This window comes from Paraburkholderia sp. Cpub6 (genome assembly GCF_014201065.1).
In the GTDB taxonomy this organism is placed as follows: Bacteria; Pseudomonadota; Gammaproteobacteria; order Burkholderiales; family Burkholderiaceae; genus Paraburkholderia; species Paraburkholderia tuberum.
Map to the genome: position 1 here is coordinate 1 of NZ_JACHDM010000014.1, position 15,281 is coordinate 15,281.

The 15,281-nt window shown below is 64.5% G+C and carries 12 protein-coding genes; 10 read left to right on the forward strand and 2 right to left on the reverse strand.

Annotated elements, in window-relative coordinates:
- Window positions 1-598 precede the first annotated feature (598 nt).
- On the reverse strand, window positions 599-2,272 hold the full coding sequence (locus tag HDG33_RS22180) for a recombinase family protein (RefSeq protein ID WP_184033369.1): 1,674 nt from the start codon (window positions 2,270-2,272) through the stop codon (window positions 599-601).
- Between the two features lie 15 nt (window positions 2,273-2,287).
- On the opposite strand from HDG33_RS22180, the gene rimO reads away from it, so the two are divergent.
- The 7 genes from rimO to HDG33_RS37550 all read left to right on the forward strand — a co-directional run bounded on the left by rimO (window position 2,288) and on the right by HDG33_RS37550 (window position 8,716).
- Complete coding sequence (rimO, locus tag HDG33_RS22185) at window positions 2,288-3,673, forward strand: 30S ribosomal protein S12 methylthiotransferase RimO (protein WP_184033371.1); 1,386 nt, start codon at window positions 2,288-2,290, stop codon at window positions 3,671-3,673.
- Window positions 3,674-3,676: 3 nt separating this feature from the next.
- Window positions 3,677-4,627: a sugar kinase gene (locus HDG33_RS22190; RefSeq protein WP_090804664.1), complete on the forward strand. Its 951-nt coding sequence runs from the start codon at window positions 3,677-3,679 to the stop codon at window positions 4,625-4,627.
- 87 nt (window positions 4,628-4,714) lie between these two features.
- The gene (gene bktB / locus HDG33_RS22195) at window positions 4,715-5,899 is read left to right on the forward strand and encodes a beta-ketothiolase BktB (RefSeq protein ID WP_184033373.1); all 1,185 of its coding nucleotides are present in this window, start codon (window positions 4,715-4,717) and stop codon (window positions 5,897-5,899) included.
- A gap of 63 nt (window positions 5,900-5,962) precedes the next feature.
- Window positions 5,963-6,631: a hypothetical protein gene (locus tag HDG33_RS22200; RefSeq protein WP_184033375.1), complete on the forward strand. Its 669-nt coding sequence runs from the start codon at window positions 5,963-5,965 to the stop codon at window positions 6,629-6,631.
- Window positions 6,632-6,715: 84 nt separating this feature from the next.
- Window positions 6,716-7,900: a cystathionine beta-lyase gene (locus tag HDG33_RS22205; protein WP_184033377.1), complete on the forward strand. Its 1,185-nt coding sequence runs from the start codon at window positions 6,716-6,718 to the stop codon at window positions 7,898-7,900.
- 183 nt (window positions 7,901-8,083) lie between these two features.
- A complete protein-coding gene (locus HDG33_RS37545) occupies window positions 8,084-8,533 on the forward strand; it encodes a hypothetical protein (RefSeq protein ID WP_260330563.1) in 450 nt (149 codons plus the stop codon).
- Window positions 8,534-8,584: 51 nt separating this feature from the next.
- Complete coding sequence (locus tag HDG33_RS37550; RefSeq protein ID WP_260321381.1) at window positions 8,585-8,716, forward strand: hypothetical protein; 132 nt, start codon at window positions 8,585-8,587, stop codon at window positions 8,714-8,716.
- A 74-nt stretch (window positions 8,717-8,790) separates the two neighbouring features.
- Here the strand turns inward: HDG33_RS37550 and serB are convergent, their stop codons facing one another.
- A complete protein-coding gene (serB, locus tag HDG33_RS22215; RefSeq protein ID WP_184033379.1) occupies window positions 8,791-9,630 on the reverse strand; it encodes a phosphoserine phosphatase SerB in 840 nt (279 codons plus the stop codon).
- 281 nt (window positions 9,631-9,911) lie between these two features.
- On the opposite strand from serB, the gene HDG33_RS22220 reads away from it, so the two are divergent.
- From HDG33_RS22220 to ligD, 3 genes are all read left to right on the forward strand, one after another.
- The gene (locus tag HDG33_RS22220; protein ID WP_184033381.1) at window positions 9,912-11,147 is read left to right on the forward strand and encodes a cytochrome P450; all 1,236 of its coding nucleotides are present in this window, start codon (window positions 9,912-9,914) and stop codon (window positions 11,145-11,147) included.
- A 201-nt stretch (window positions 11,148-11,348) separates the two neighbouring features.
- Window positions 11,349-12,359 (forward strand): Ku protein, encoded by a 1,011-nt coding sequence (locus HDG33_RS22225; RefSeq protein ID WP_184033390.1) that lies wholly within the window; start codon window positions 11,349-11,351, stop codon window positions 12,357-12,359.
- A gap of 48 nt (window positions 12,360-12,407) precedes the next feature.
- Window positions 12,408-15,227: a DNA ligase D gene (ligD, locus tag HDG33_RS22230; RefSeq protein ID WP_184033392.1), complete on the forward strand. Its 2,820-nt coding sequence runs from the start codon at window positions 12,408-12,410 to the stop codon at window positions 15,225-15,227.
- Window positions 15,228-15,281 lie beyond the last annotated feature (54 nt).

A 15,281-nucleotide genomic window follows, 5' to 3' on the forward strand; every position in this document is an offset into this window, starting at 1 on the left:
TTCATCATCGTGAGTCTGTTCCGTAAACTGCCTTCTTCTATAACGTCCTCGGCTACGCCAGCGATGACCACCGAGCTGAATAAATCAGCGTTTCCCTAGATCGCACGTTTTTAACCCTTTTCAGGATCGCAACATGGACAACTACTATCTTGTTATGTCATGGCTCTACGCCATGATGGCGGTGATGTACGCCTTTATTGCCTTAAACCATCCTTGACCTTGCCGCCGGCTCTGGCGAGTTGTTGCTCGATCACAGGTTCAATTTATCACCGGGCAACACGTTGTCAATATAAATTGCTGTCACTAAGGCACATTTTAATGCGCAGGGCCAAGTATCGCCCTGAGTCATTGAAAAATCATTATGCCAGCGGTCCGGTGCACGGCTTCGTGATTTTCAGCCCGCCTCGCGCGGGCTTTTTTCAATCGGTATCGAGTTCGGACGACAACCGCCGCCGCGCGCAACGATTGTGTGCTCCGGGGCTCCAATGGACTGCTCGAGCATCATGTCGATTCGCACGTCGTCGCCCAAGAGAGTGGGGTGGGCAAGACGCAGGTATCTAAAGCAGTGCGGGCTTGATGCCGAGGGCGAAGACAGGAGTTAAGCCGCAGTTGAACTTGGTGGCAACGGTATATCGCGTGCCGCGACGCCAAACAAGTCCAAATCTTCAGCCGCCTTCCATGCGCCTGTCCGGCGATCGACCCGCAGCATGCGCGTGTTGCCATGCTTGGCGATAAGTAGTAGGTCGATTGTGTCGTCGGGATTGTTCGCCAAACTGAATCCCTTCCGGAAAACGACGATCTTGCTGAACGTGTCGGCGACAAGTTGTCGGGCCTGAGTGCGCACGTCATAGTCAAGGTCTTCGACGCCTTGCACGAGTTCCGCCCAGGCCTCAGCTGCTGCCGGCGTCGTCTTATTCGCCCACGCCGCGAGTTCGTGCTCAAGCGCCTCAGTCTGATTCTGCTCGGCGGCGAGTTGCGTCTCGAGTTCTCTTGCTTTCTTGGCGAACGCTATCGGAGGAGCGTCGCTGTCTGCCAACATCGCGTCAGTGATGCGCGCAATCTGCACCTCGAGATCTTTGGCGCGCTGTCGGGCTTGTGCCAGGCGGCCGGCCAACGCGGTCGACCCGTCGTCGCCCTCAAGTAGGCGGGTTAGGTTCATTTGATCGGCACAGAAGTTCATGACTGCCCGCTCAACGGGCACGACACTGCAGCTTCCGGCCACTCTGCATCCCGCATTATGGGAATATCCGACGCAGATAAGCCGCCGGTGACCGTCTTGCGGATGTCCGTTTTCCTTGCGTTTCCGGGTCAGCAGATTCTGGCCGATGACGGCTGTGCCGCAGTACCCACAATACGTAATGCCGAGCCCTGTCACGATCCCGGGGATTTCACCCTTGCCTTTGCGCCTGCCCCGCTGTTCGGCCAAATGTTGAAGTTCGGCGAATTCCGTGTCAGTTAGAAGAGCTGGGTAGTAGTGCGGCAGCCGATAGGTTTCGCCGTCGACCTCGAGGGTTTTCTCGCCGATCAGCGCACGGTTTCGGATGATCCTATATATATGTTGGGACTGGTTTCCGCCGTCGGTAATAGACAAGCCGCGCTGGTCCAGTTCACGGATGGTACGGACGGCGCCGTGGCCCCGTCTGAACATGTCGATCATGGTGCGAACGGCGAGCGCGCGCTCAGGTTCGAGTTCAAAACGGTTGCCTTCGCCGACACACGTCCAATGCGGATCCTTTCCGTTCCGGATAATTCCACGAAACGTCCCAGCTAGCCACCCCTGGCACTGTCGGCGGATCGCCGCTTTTACCCGCTTACTTTTAGTGTCCGATTCTTCGTGGGCGCGGATCATCACCAGAAGGCTGTAAACCAAGTCCATCGGCTGAGCCTTCAGCTTCTCGCGGTTATACTCGCGTCCGTCACTGGCTGTGACTACGGTAATGCCTGCGTTGATGATCTGGGCTAGCTGTGCTTGGGCCTGAATCGGCTCCGCGCGGCTCAGACGGTCGAGGCCTTCTACGACCAATACCGACCTGGGCGCGATCCGTCCCTCATCGACGGCGACAAGGAAGACCCCGAGCGCCCCCTGCTTGACGTGGCGCTGGTGGTAGGCGGACAGTCCTTCGTCGCGCAGGGACAGGGTTTCGTCCAGCTGCATGCCGTGTTCGGCCGCCCAGCGGTTTGCGTATTCCATTTGACGGTCGGCGCTGCTGCCGGCCGCTTGTTTTGGGTCCGAGAAGCGTAAATAGCTGTAAACTCTCGACTTTGCTGTCATTCCAAGAAGCCCCACATGTCAAAGCTGCAAGCCGTTAGTAAGTCTGATTCTCCGCGTATAGGTATAGTATCCCTCGGCTGCCCCAAGGCCCTCGTCGATTCCGAGCAGATCATCACCCAGTTGCGCGCCGAAGGCTATGAAATCTCCGGCACCTATGACGGCGCGGACCTCGTGGTCGTCAACACCTGCGGCTTCATCGACGAAGCCGTGCAGGAAAGCCTCGACGCGATCGGCGAAGCGCTCAACGAAAACGGCAAGGTGATCGTCACCGGTTGCCTCGGTGCGAAGAAGAGTGCGAGCGGCTCGGGGCTGATCGAGGAAGTGCATCCGAAGGTGCTCGCCGTAACCGGCCCGCACGCGCTCGGCGAGGTGATGCAGGCGGTGCACAGCCATCTGCCGAAGCCGCACGATCCGTTCGTCGATCTGGTGCCCGCCGCGGGCGTCAAGCTCACGCCGCGCCACTACGCGTACCTGAAGATTTCCGAAGGCTGCAATCACCGCTGCACGTTCTGCATCATCCCGTCGATGCGCGGCGATCTGGTGTCGCGCCCGGTCGCGGAAGTGATGCTCGAAGCGGAGAACCTGTTCAAGTCCGGCGTGAAGGAACTGCTCGTGATCTCGCAGGACACGAGCGCATATGGCGTCGACGTCAAATACCGCACCGGATTCTGGAACGGCAAGCCGATCAAGACGCGCATGACGGATCTGGTCGCCGCGCTCGGCGAACTCGCCGCGCAATACGGTGCGTGGGTGCGTCTGCATTACGTGTATCCGTATCCGAGCGTCGACGAAGTGATTCCGATGATGGCCGAGGGTCCGTACAAGGGCCATGTGCTGCCGTATCTCGACGTGCCGTTCCAGCACGCGCATCCGGAAGTGCTGAAGCGCATGAAGCGCCCGGCCAACGCCGGGAAGGTGATGGAGCGCGTCAAGGCCTGGCGCGAGATCTGCCCCGATCTGACGATCCGCAGCACGTTCATCGCCGGCTTTCCGGGCGAGACCGAAGAGCAGTTCGAGACGCTGCTCGATTTCATCCGCGAGGCGGAGCTCGATCGCGTCGGCTGTTTCGCGTATTCGCCGGTCGAAGGCGCGAGCGCGAATGAACTCGACGGCGCGCTGCCCGATGAAGTGCGTGAGGAACGTCGCGCGCGCTTCATGGAAGTGGCCGAGCAGGTGTCGGCCAAGCGCATCGCGAGGAAGGTCGGCAAGACGCTGAAGGTGCTCGTCGACGAAATCAACGCGGACGGCGGCATTGGCCGCACCGCGGCGGATGCGCCGGAGATCGACGGCGTCGTCTATATCGCGCCGTCCGCCAAGGCGTCGAAGCGCTACAAGGTCGGCGATTTCGTATCGGTGAAGATCACCGGTGCGGACGGCCACGATTTGTGGGGCGAGGTCTAAGCGATGACGCACAGCGCGGCCGCACAGCCTGAAGCTCACACACCGGACATCCTCGCGCTCGGCGAGGCGATGATCGAATTCAACCAGTCGGCGAAGGATCAACCGAACTACCTGCAAGGCTTCGGCGGCGACACGTCGAACTTCTGCATCGCGGCCGCGCGCCAGGGTGCGAGGACCGGCTTCGTGTCGGCGGTCGGCGCCGATCATTTCGGACGCCTGCTGGTCGATCTGTGGGAGCGCGAGCAGGTCGACACGTCGTTCGTGCGCATCGATGCGCAGGCGTCGACCGGCGTCTACTTCGTGTCTCACGGCCCCAACGGCCACGCGTTCGACTATCTGCGCGCGGGCTCGGCGGCGAGCCGCTATGCACCCGCCGATCTGCCGCGCGACGCGCTCGCGGCGGCGAAGGTCGTCCATCTGTCCGGCATCAGTCTCGCGATCAGCGTCAGCGCCTGCGACGCCGCGCTCGAAGCGATCGCGCATGCGCGCGCGAATGGCGCGCGCGTGAGCTTCGACACCAATCTGCGTCTTAAGCTGTGGCCGCTGGCGCGGGCGCGCGCGGTGATGCTCGAGGCGATCCGCCAGACTGACATCTGCCTGCCGAGCTGGGACGATGTGACCGAACTGACGGGGCTGACCGGCCGTGACGAGATCGTCGATTTTCTGCTGTCGCATGGGCCGGGCGTGGTCGCGCTGAAGCTCGGCAAGGACGGCTCGTATATCGCGACGCCGAACGAGCGGCGCGTCGTGCCGGGCCATGTCGTCGACGCGGTCGATGCGACCGGCGCCGGCGACTGCTTCGGCGGCGCCTTCATCGCGCGCATCGTCGCGGGCGACGATCCATTTGCCGCCGCGCGCTACGCGAACGTTGCCGCCGCGCTGTCCACGCAAGGTTATGGCGCGGTCGCGCCGATTCCGTCGCGCGAGACCGTCGAGCGGCGGCTGGCGAACTAGGTTTTACGTAAGCCGCGCGCGGCGCAGCATGGCCCGCGCTGGTGCAATCATCCAGGCGGACTGGAGAGACAACAGGAGGGACGGGCGATGCAACGGGACGTAGTGGTGGTAAGTGGTGTGCGCACGGCAATCGGCACGTTCGGCGGCAGCCTGAAGGATTTCGCGCCGACCGATCTCGGCGCGCGCGTGGTGCGCGAAGTGCTCGAGCGCGCGAGCGTGTCGGGCGACGAAGTCGGACACGTCGTGTTCGGCAACGTCGTGCACACCGAGCCGAAAGACATGTATCTCGCGCGCGTCGCGGCGATCAACGGCGGGGTCGCGCAGCATACGCCCGCGCTGACCGTGAACCGGCTGTGCGGCTCGGGCTTGCAGGCCATCGTGTCGGCCGCGCAGAGCGTGCTGCTCGGCGATGCCGATATCGCGATCGGCGGCGGCGCTGAAAACATGAGCCGCGCGCCTTACTCGATGCCGGCCGCGCGCTTCGGACAGCGCATGGGCGACGCGCGTCTCGTCGACATGATGGTCGGCGCGCTCAACGATCCTTTCCAGTCGATCCACATGGGCGTGACCGCCGAGAACGTCGCGCGCAAGTACGAGATCTCGCGCGACGCGCAGGACGCGCTCGCGCTCGAGTCGCATCGTCGCGCGGCCCACGCGATCATGAGCGGCTACTTCAAGGAACAGATTCTGCCGATCACGATTGCGTCGAAGAAGGGCGACGTCGTGTTCGACACGGACGAGCACGCGAGGCTGAACGCAACGGCGGAAGACTTCGCGAAGTTGAAGCCGGTGTTCGCGAAGGAAAACGGCACGGTGACGGCGGGCAACGCGTCGGGCATCAACGATGCGGCCGCGGCCGTCGTACTGATGGAGCGTGGCGTCGCCGAGCGGCGCGGCGTGAAGCCGTTGGCGCGGCTCGTGTCGTACGCGCATGCGGGCGTCGATCCGGCGTATATGGGCATCGGCCCGGTGCCGGCGAGTCGCAAGGCGCTCGAGCGGGCGGGTCTCACGGTCGCCGATCTCGACGTGATCGAGGCCAACGAGGCATTCGCCGCGCAGGCCTGCGCGGTCAGCAAGGAGCTCGGCTTCGATCCGGCCAAGGTCAATCCGAACGGCTCGGGCATTTCGCTCGGCCATCCGATCGGCGCGACCGGCGCGCTGATCACCGTGAAGGCGCTGTACGAGCTGCAGCGCATCGGCGGGCGCTATGCGCTCGTCACGATGTGCATCGGCGGCGGGCAGGGGATCGCGGCGGTTTTCGAGCGTCTGTGAGCGCGCACGGCAGGCCGGCGCGACATAGGTAGCAAGCAGGAACCAGCAACAAGGATCGACGGGATGCAGGAAGCGAAAGTGACGAAGGGTTCGGCAACAAGCGCCTTGCGCCGGCGTGCCGGCGTGGTGGTGAGTGCCGCCGCGCTGTTGTGCACGGGCACGGTGCTGTGGATGCCGTCGCAGGCGTGGGCCGAAAGCGATGCGGTCAAGGCACTGGCCGCGCCGCCGCCGATCCAGCTGCCGCTGAAACCGAGCCCCGAGTTCGCGAAGTTTCCGCGCTACGTGGGCACGCTCGGCGCGCGGCCGATCGTGCTGCGGCTCGGGCCCAAGACCGACGATCCATCTGGCGTGCACGGCGAGTATCAGTACACCGATAGCGGCGAGGTGATTCTGATCGCCGGCGATCGCGACGGCGATACGCTCGAAGTCGAGGAATCGAACGACGGCACGCATATCACCGGCAACTGGGTCGGCAAGTTCGCGGCGGACGGCTCGCTCGAAGGCGACCGCATGAACGTCGACGATTCGAACCCGCAGGAATTCAACCTGAAGCCGCTGGCGGCAGGGCAGGCGGTGCCGTTGGCCGGTTCGGCCGGCGGTGCGGCGACGAGGCCTGCAGCCCCCTCACCGCAACCGGCCGCGGCCAACGGCGCAGCGGCGGCTCCCGCGCCGGCACCCGCTGCCGGCGGGCACCCAGTGGGCGGCGTCAGCAACCTGCAAACGGGTGACTGATACGCACGCGCGCCGGGCATCCGGAATCGCGCAGCGCGGCCGTTGCTTCAGGCTCGCTTCACTATGTTTTTCACCGAGCTTCACATGACTGAATCCACATTCAAACATGGCCTGCAGACCCGCATCGTGCGTGCCGAGGACCAGATCACGCCGGGCTTCGAATCGTTCTCGACGCCCGTCACGCGCGCGTCGACGGTGGTGTTTCCCGACCTCGCCGCGATGCGCGCGCTCGACTGGAAAAACGACGCGCAATGGCGCTACGGCCTGCATGCGACGCCGACGCAGATCGCGCTCGCTCAGCGCCTCGCCGCGATCGAGGGTGGCAATCATGCGCTGCTGCAGCCGTCGGGGCTGTCGTCGATCTCGAACGTCTACTTCGGCCTCGTGAAGGCCGGCGACGACGTGCTGATTCCCGATAACGTGTACTCGCCGAACCGCGACCACGGCGACTGGCTCGCGCGCGATTTCGGTATCACGGCGCGCTACTACGATCCGCTGATCGGCGCGGGCATCGCCAGTCTGATCCAGCCGAACACGCGCCTGATCTGGATCGAGGCGCCCGGCTCGGTGACGATGGAAGTGCCCGACGTACCGGCCATCACGGCGGCGGCGCGCGCGCGCAAGGTCGTCACCGCGATCGACAATACGTGGTCCGCGGGCCTCGCGTTCCGGCCGTTCGACCACGGCGTCGACATCTCGGTGCAGGCGCTGACCAAATACCAGTCGGGCGGCGGCGACGTGCTGATGGGCGCGACGATCACGGTCGACCGTGACGTGCATGTGAAGCTGAAGGCGGCGCGCATGCGTATGGGCATCGGCGTGTCCTCGGACGACTGCTCGCTGATCCTGCGCAGCCTGCCGAGCATGCAGTTGCGTTTCGCGCAGCACGATCGCGTGGCGCTGTCGCTCGCGACGTGGTTGAAGAGCCGGCCGGAAATCGTCGCGGTGTTGCATCCGGCGCTCGCCGACTGTCCGGGGCACGAAGTGTACAAGCGCGATTTCAGCGGCGCGGGCGGACTGTTCTCGGTGGTGTTCGACGAACGGTACAGCGCGGCGCGGATCGACACGTTTTGCGAGTCGCTCGAACTGTTTTCGCTCGGCTGGAGCTGGGGCGGCGCGCATAGCCTCGCGATGCCGTACGACATCGCGTCGATGCGCACTGCGGCGCAGTGGCCGCATCGCGGCACGTTGGTGCGCTTCTATATCGGTCTGGAAGACGAGGCGGACCTGCGTGCGGATATCGAGCAGAGCCTGGCCAAGCTGGCTTAACACGCGTTAGCCCTGTTCGACACGTTGTTCGAGAAGCCCGCCGGGATGTGTTCCCGGCGGGCTTTTTTGTTGCCCTGAGTATCAGGCAGACCCGACCGTTCGGCCGAATGTTCGATGCCGCTTCGCGACGCTACGATCGTGTGCTTGCCGGATAACGTTGCGGTGCTCGGGGGAGGGGCTTGGATGAATCTTTTCTTCTGGCTGTTGCTGAACCTTGCGGTGCCGATTGCCGGGCCGATCTTTACGCTCGCGCTCGTCGCGCCCGCGTATGGCTGGCGCGTTGCCAGGACGATGATTGCGGCGTCGGTCGAGGACGGGCAACTGTTCTGGTGTGCGATCGGACTTTGCGCCGCCGCGATTTATGAGGCGGTGATGGCCTTGGAGCAGGGCAGCGGGGAGACGTCGATGCTTGCGTTGGGGATCGTTGGGTTTTGCGGGTTGGCGTTCGCCTGTTCCATAGCCGTGATGGCGTGCTTACTCAAGGTGCGGCGGGACGGCTTCGGCACCGTTATCGATCACCGGCAGACCGAGTCCGTGGTTGGCGCGCTATCACGTGGGGCGATAGGCACGTCAATTTTCATGACCTGCCTGGCGGCGCTTCTATCCGCGGCCCTGCACATTTACCTCAATTAGTTTTATTGGATAGTGCAGCTCTTATACTTGTTCTGTCTTGTGGAGGAGCTTATGAAACAATTTATCCTGTCATTGGAAATAGGCAAAAATCACGATCGCATCATGAAGGGCGTGTTGATCTTCAGCATCCTGATTTCCATCGGCATGTTCGCGCTGTTCCTGCCGGCCATTTTCAATAGATAACGCAACGGTTCGCGCGGCTCGCTAGCGTGTCGGTCGTTGTGCCGACGCGATAACGGCTCCTTCGAGCGCCAGCCTCAAACCAACCGCAGCAAACCGTCCAGTCCAACGAAATTGAACGACACGCTGGCTGCTTCCCGCACCACCGGCTTCGCCCGGAATGCAACGGAGAGTCCCGCTTCGGCCATCATTTTCAGGTCGTTCGAGCCGTCGCCCATCGCAATTGCGCGCGACGGTTCGATGCCGAGCGTCGCGCAGGTTTCGCGCAGCGTGCGCGCTTTCACGTCGGCATTGACGATCTCGCCCATCACATTGCCGGTCAGCTTGCCGTCGATGATTTCAAGCGTGTTCGCGCGCGTGAAATCGAGCCCAAGGCGCGTCTTCAGCTTCGCGGTGAAGAACGTGAAGCCGCCCGACACGAGCAGCGTTTTCAGGCCCGCCTGTTTCGCGCCGGCCAGCATGCGTTCGGCGCCCGGCGAAAACCGCAGCCGCTCCTCGTACACGCGCTCGAGCGCGCTGGCGTCGAGCCCTTTCAGCAGCGCGACCCGACGAATCAGGCTCTCGTTGAAGTCCTTGATCTCACCGCGCATCGCAGCCTCGGTGATCGCCGCGACTTCGGCTTTGAGCCCGCAGAAATCGGCGATTTCGTCGATGCACTCGATCGTGATCAGCGTCGAATCCATGTCCATCGCGACGAGGCCGAAGTCGCTCAACTGGCGGCCGGTTTCGACAAACGCGTAGTCGAGTTGATGCGCATAGCAATACGCTTCGACGTCGGCGCGTTGCGCGAGGTTCGCGTCGGCGATGCGAATCGCGTGCTCGTCGATGACGGCGGCGTGCGAGCCGCGTGCGAGCGCGACGAGCGTTTTGTGGTGGTCGGCGGAAAGGGGGGCGACGCTTTGAATGACGAGGTTCATGGACGACCGGTGACGCGGGAAGAAAGAGGCGCGTGGCGCGCGGAAAATCCCGCTATTGTATCGGTTCCGTGCGTTGGCCCGTCGCAGGCGGCTGTGCCGGACTTACCGTGCGCTCCGGCGGCGTGCGGTTCATACTGGCGCATCGAATCATGTGATGCAGTCGTCGCGTTGGCTGAAGCCGGCGCTCGGCGCATCGCCGTAATGGAGCAGGCCGAACGAATACGGTCACACGAACCCACCACCCCACACGGGCGCAACAAGACGCCCCACGGAGACAACGCATGACCCCGGCAACCGCCAGCGAGGCATCCTCCCTTGCCCGCGACTTCGATCTGCGTCATCTGAGCCCGGCGTTCTACGCCGATCCCTATCCGGTCTATCACGCACTGCGCAGCCATGAGCCAATCCGGCGCATGCCCGACGGCTCGCTGTTCCTGACGCGCTTTCGCGACGTGCAGGCGGTCTACCGCGACCCCAAGACCTTCAGCTCCGACAAGACCGTCGAGTTCCGCCCGAAATACGGCGACTCTCTCCTCTACACGCATCACACCACGAGTCTCGTGTTCAACGATCCGCCGCGCCATACGCGGGTGCGCAAGCTGATCGCCGGCGCGCTGACCGCGCGCGCGATCGCGGCGATGGAGCCCGCCCTGATCCGGCTCGTCGACGGCCTGCTCGATGCGGCCGCGCAGCGCGGGCGTATCGATCTGATCGGCGAATTCGCGGCGGCGATTCCGGTCGAGGTCATCGGCAATCTGCTCGAGGTGCCGCACGATGAACGCGCGCCGCTGCGCGACTGGTCGCTCGCGATACTGGGGGCGCTCGAGCCGTCGCTGACCGACGCGCAGTTCGAGCGCGGCAATCGCGCGGTCAGCGAATTCGTCGACTATCTGCGCGGTCTCGTCGCACGACGCCGCCGCGAGCCGGGCGATCCGCAGCACGACGTGCTGACGCGGCTGATCCAGGGAGAGGGGCCGGACGAGCAGCTATCTGAAGCCGAACTGCTGCAGAACTGCATTTTCATCCTGAACGCCGGGCACGAAACGACCACCAACCTGATCGGCAACGGGCTCGTCACGCTGAGCGAGTGGCCTGACGAGCGTGCCGCGCTGCTGCGCGAGCGGGAGTTGATCGGCACCGCGGTCGAGGAGTGCTTGCGCTTCGAGAGTTCGAACCAGCTCGGCAATCGCATGGCCACCGTCGATACCGAGATCGGCGGCGTCGCGCTAGCGCGCGGCACGCCGGTCACGCTGTGCATCGGCGCGGCCAATCGCGATCCCGAGCAGTTTGCCGAGCCGGACCGCTTCGATATCCGCCGCGACCCGAACCGGCATCTCGCGTTCGGGTTCGGGATTCATCAGTGCGCGGGTCTGTCGCTGGCGCGGCTGGAGGCGCGGATTGCGATCGGGCGCTTCGTGCAGCGCTTCCCGGCGTATCGCGTCGATGGTGAGCCGACGCGGGGCGGTCGCGTGCGGTTTCGCGGGTTTGCGTCGGTACCGGTCCTGCTCGAGCCTTGATGCGGGCGCCGCGTAGACCGCGCGCACCAGGAAAGCCGTAGGTTTTGCCGCCTCGTCGCAAGACTTACAACCCCATGACGGCACGCCGCCGGGCCGACCCGCTCCTGCTTTACGGGTGGCAGCAGTGTCGAGCGCGCCCAAACGCGGGCACGCTTGCTGCTTCGCCTGATATCTCAGGGCCATGGGACAGGGGAGCGCGCGATGGCACACATGATCTGGAAGGGCGCAATCAGTTTCGGGCTCGTCCACGTACCGGTGCAGCTTTATCCGGCGACGCAGTCGGAGAAGGTCGGCTTCAATCTGCTCGACAAGCGCACGATCGATCCGATCGGCTACAAGCAGATCAACAAGCGGACCGGCAAGGACGTGACCCGCGACAACATCGTGCGCGGCTTCGAGTACGAGAAGGATCACTACGTCGTGCTGTCTGACGACGAAATCCGCTCGGCGAACCCCGAGTCGACGCAGACGGTCGACATCCTCGCGTTCGTCGACGCCCCCGACATCTCGTTTCTCTATCTCGATACGCCGTATTTCCTGACGCCCGACCGCAAGGGTGAAAAAGTCTATGCGCTGTTGCGCGAGGCGATGACGGCGTCGGGCAAGATCGGCGTCGCGAGTGTCGTGCTGCACAACAAGCAGCATCTGGCGGCGCTGATTCCGCTCGGTCCGATACTCGCGCTGAACACACTGCGCTGGGCCGACGAGGTGCGCAATTTCGACGAATTCAACGTGCCGCCCGAAGGCATGAAGGCCGCCGGCGTGTCGGCGAAAGAACTCGACATGGCGAAAAAGCTGATCGACGACATGAGCGAGCCGTGGGACCCGATGCAGTATCACGATACGTTTCGCGACGACATCATGGCGCTCGTCGAGCGCAAGATCCAGGCGGGCAAGACCGAGGAGGTCGTCGAGGTCGAAACGCCGCACGAGTCGCGCAAGTCCGCCGACATTCTCGACCTGTCCGATCTGCTGCGCCGCAGTCTTGGCCGCGGCAAGGGCAAGCAGGCCACCACGGGCCGCAAGCGCGCCGCCGACGAGGACGAGGATCAGAGCGATAGCGAGGCCGAGTCCGATGAAGAGGTGGCCGCGCCCGCGCGCAAAAAGCCGCGCGCGGCAAGCACGGCGCGCAGCCGCAGCGGTAGCGGCGGCAGCGGGCGCGCGACGTCGAAAACCACCGCAACGTCCCGCAAACGGCGCGCGGCGGCCTGAGCGCGCGGCCGAGCCGTCTATGGCACCAAACGCACCGGAGTCATCGCCATGAACGACCGGCTCGACCACTATCATCGCAAGCGCCGCTTCGAGGACACGCCGGAGCCGGCCGGCGCGACGACCCGCAAGCGCGCCGCGAGCAAGACCGGCAAGCGCGCGACGCCTGCCGCGCCCGATACGCTCTCCTACGTGATCCAGGAGCACGACGCGCGGCGTCTGCATTACGACTTCCGGCTCGAACTGAACGGCGCGCTGCTGTCGTGGGCGGTTCCGAAGGGGCCGAGCCTCGACCCGTCGGTCAAGCGGCTCGCGGTGCACGTCGAGGACCATCCGGTCGAATACGGTACCTTCGAGGGCGAGATTCCGCCCGGCAACTACGGCGCGGGTACCGTGATCGTGTGGGATCGCGGCACGTGGGAGCCGGCGGGCGGCGCGGCCGAAGCCGCGCGGTCGTACGCGGCCGGCAAGCTCAAGTTTCATTTGCACGGCGAGAAGCTACATGGCGGCTGGACGCTCGTACGGAGCCACATGCGCGGCAGCGGCGACAAGGAGCAATGGCTGCTGATCAAGGAGCGCGACGAGGAAGCGCGCGACGAAAGCGACTACGACGTGCTGAAGAAGCTGCCGGGCAGCGTGCTGGCCGACGGGGCTTCGAAAGGCAGGAAAACGAAGCAATCGAAAGCGCAGACGAAAACCTCGCGCGACGGCAAGGCCACGAGCGCGGGCAAGCCGGCGAAATCCGCATCCTTGCGCCGCGCAGCCGATCCCAAACGCCCCGACATCGTCGCGACGCGCAGCGCGCAGTCGCTACGCGAACTCGCCGCATCGCCATCGATCGAAGGCGCGGTCAAAGCCGCCTTGCCCGCGAGCCTGAATCCGGAACTGGCGACGCTCGTCGACAGCGCGCCGCCAGGCGATGACTGGCTCTACGAAATCAAGTTCGACGGCTACCGCGTGCTCGCGCGCATCGACCACGCCTCGAAAGCGAAGGGCGGTGCCGTCAGCGTTTTCACGCGCAAGGGCAACGATTGGACCGCAAAGTTCAGCAAGCAGATCGAGGCTTTCGCGGCACTCGATGTGCAAAGCGCGTGGCTCGACGGCGAAGCGGTCGTGCTCGATGAACGCGACGTGCCGAACTTCCAGTTGCTGCAAAACGCGTTCGATGCGCATCGCCCGCAGGACATCGTGATCTATCTGTTCGATCTGCCGTTTCTGAACGGCTACGACCTGCGCGACGTGCCGCTCGAACAGCGCCGCGCGATTTTGCGGGCGCTGCTCGAAGGCGTCGATGATCGCGTGCTGCGCTTTTCGAACGACTTCGCGTTCAGCGCCGACGAGCTGCTCAGGAGCGCGTGCGACATGGCGCTCGAAGGCATCATCGGCAAGCGGCGTGACAGCAGCTATGTGTCGGGCCGCTCGCCGTCGTGGATCAAGCTGAAGTGCCGGCGCCGCCAGGAGTTCGTGATCGGCGGCTATTCGGAGCCGGGCGGCAGCCGCTCGGCGTTCGGCGCGCTGCTGCTCGGCGTCTACGACGCCGCTGGCCGGCTGCAGTACGCAGGCCGCGTCGGCACCGGCTTCGACGCCGCGCTGCTGCGCTCGGTCAAACAGGCGCTCGACGCGCACGCGAGCAAGCGCATGCCGTTCGCGAGCACACCGCGCGAGCGCAGCCGCACGCCCGTGCATTGGGTCGAGCCGGTGCTCGTTGCCGAATGCAACTTCGCCGAATGGACGGGCGACGGCATCGTGCGCCAGGCGTCGTTCGTCAGCCTGCGCGACGACAAGCCGGCGCGCCAGATCGTCAGGGAAACCGCCCGACAAGGAGTCGACGTGCAACAGCAAACCGAAACCGCCAGCGCCGATACGCCGCAAACAGGTGCGCCGAAAAAGCGCGCAACCAGCAAGACCGCCAGCGCCGCCAGGCCCGCCGCCAAGGAAAGCGCGCCCGCCCGAACCACGGCAACACGCTCGCGTGCACAGAGCGAAATCGCCGGCGTGCGCATCTCGCATCCCGATCGCGTGATCGACAAAGACAGCGGCGCAAGCAAACTCGAACTGGTGCAGTACTACGAATCAATCGCCGAATGGATGCTGCCGCATCTGCGCGAGCGGCCCGTCGCGCTGGTGCGCGCGCCCGAGGATATCGGCGGTGAGCTGTTCTTCCAGAAGCACAGCCAGAAGCTGTCGATTCCGCACGTCACGCAGCACGCGGGACTCGATCCGGGCCATCCTCCGCTGATCACGATCGACACGCTCGCCGCGCTGGTCGGCGCCGCGCAGATGGGCACCGTCGAGTTTCATACGTGGAATGCGGTCGCGTCGAATATCGAAAAGCCCGATCGCATGGTGTTCGATCTCGACCCGGACCCGTCGCTCGGCTGGGAACGCATGGTCGAGGCCGCGCAACTAACCCGCTCGCTGCTCGACGAACTGGGCCTGAAGTCGTTCTGCAAGACGAGCGGCGGCAAGGGCTTGCACGTGGTCGTGCCGCTCGCGAAGCAGGCCGGCTGGGACGAAGTGAAGGATTTCTCGCAGGCGGTCGCGCAGCACATGGCGACGACGCTGCCGCAGTACTTCAGCGCCAGGATGGGCGCGCAGAATCGCAAGAAAAAGATTTTCATCGACTATCTGCGCAACAACCGTGGCTCGAGCACGGTGGCCGCATTCTCGGCGCGCGCGCGGCCGGGGCTCGGGGTGTCGGTGCCGCTCGCGTGGGACGAACTGGAGAGCACGACGAGCGGCGATCAATGGGGCATCCGCAACGTCCACGAGCGCGTGGACGGCCTCAGAAACGACCCGTGGGCCGACTACGCAAAGACGCGTCAGCGGATCACCGCGGCGATGAAAAAGCGTCTGGGCGTCGCGCGATGAGCGCTCGTCCGGGTGGCTGAATCCAACCCGCGAATTCGCCGTGCGTACTTGGCG

Bases quoted from the DNA above. Each gene is read 5' to 3' on its own strand.
- HDG33_RS22225 (WP_184033390.1), top strand. From the start codon at position 11,349: ATGGCACACATGATCTGGAAGGGCGCAATCAGTTTCGGGCTCGTCCAC.
- HDG33_RS22180 (WP_184033369.1), bottom strand. From the start codon at position 2,272: ATGACAGCAAAGTCGAGAGTTTACAGCTATTTACGCTTCTCGGACCCA.
- HDG33_RS22200 (WP_184033375.1), top strand. From the start codon at position 5,963: ATGCAGGAAGCGAAAGTGACGAAGGGTTCGGCAACAAGCGCCTTGCGC.
- HDG33_RS22190 (WP_090804664.1), top strand. From the start codon at position 3,677: ATGACGCACAGCGCGGCCGCACAGCCTGAAGCTCACACACCGGACATC.
- HDG33_RS22205 (WP_184033377.1), top strand. From the start codon at position 6,716: ATGACTGAATCCACATTCAAACATGGCCTGCAGACCCGCATCGTGCGT.
- bktB (WP_184033373.1), top strand. From the start codon at position 4,715: ATGCAACGGGACGTAGTGGTGGTAAGTGGTGTGCGCACGGCAATCGGC.
- HDG33_RS37545 (WP_260330563.1), top strand. From the start codon at position 8,084: ATGAATCTTTTCTTCTGGCTGTTGCTGAACCTTGCGGTGCCGATTGCC.
- HDG33_RS22220 (WP_184033381.1), top strand. From the start codon at position 9,912: ATGACCCCGGCAACCGCCAGCGAGGCATCCTCCCTTGCCCGCGACTTC.
- HDG33_RS37550 (WP_260321381.1), top strand. From the start codon at position 8,585: ATGAAACAATTTATCCTGTCATTGGAAATAGGCAAAAATCACGATCGC.
- ligD (WP_184033392.1), top strand. From the start codon at position 12,408: ATGAACGACCGGCTCGACCACTATCATCGCAAGCGCCGCTTCGAGGAC.
- serB (WP_184033379.1), bottom strand. From the start codon at position 9,630: ATGAACCTCGTCATTCAAAGCGTCGCCCCCCTTTCCGCCGACCACCAC.
- rimO (WP_184033371.1), top strand. From the start codon at position 2,288: ATGTCAAAGCTGCAAGCCGTTAGTAAGTCTGATTCTCCGCGTATAGGT.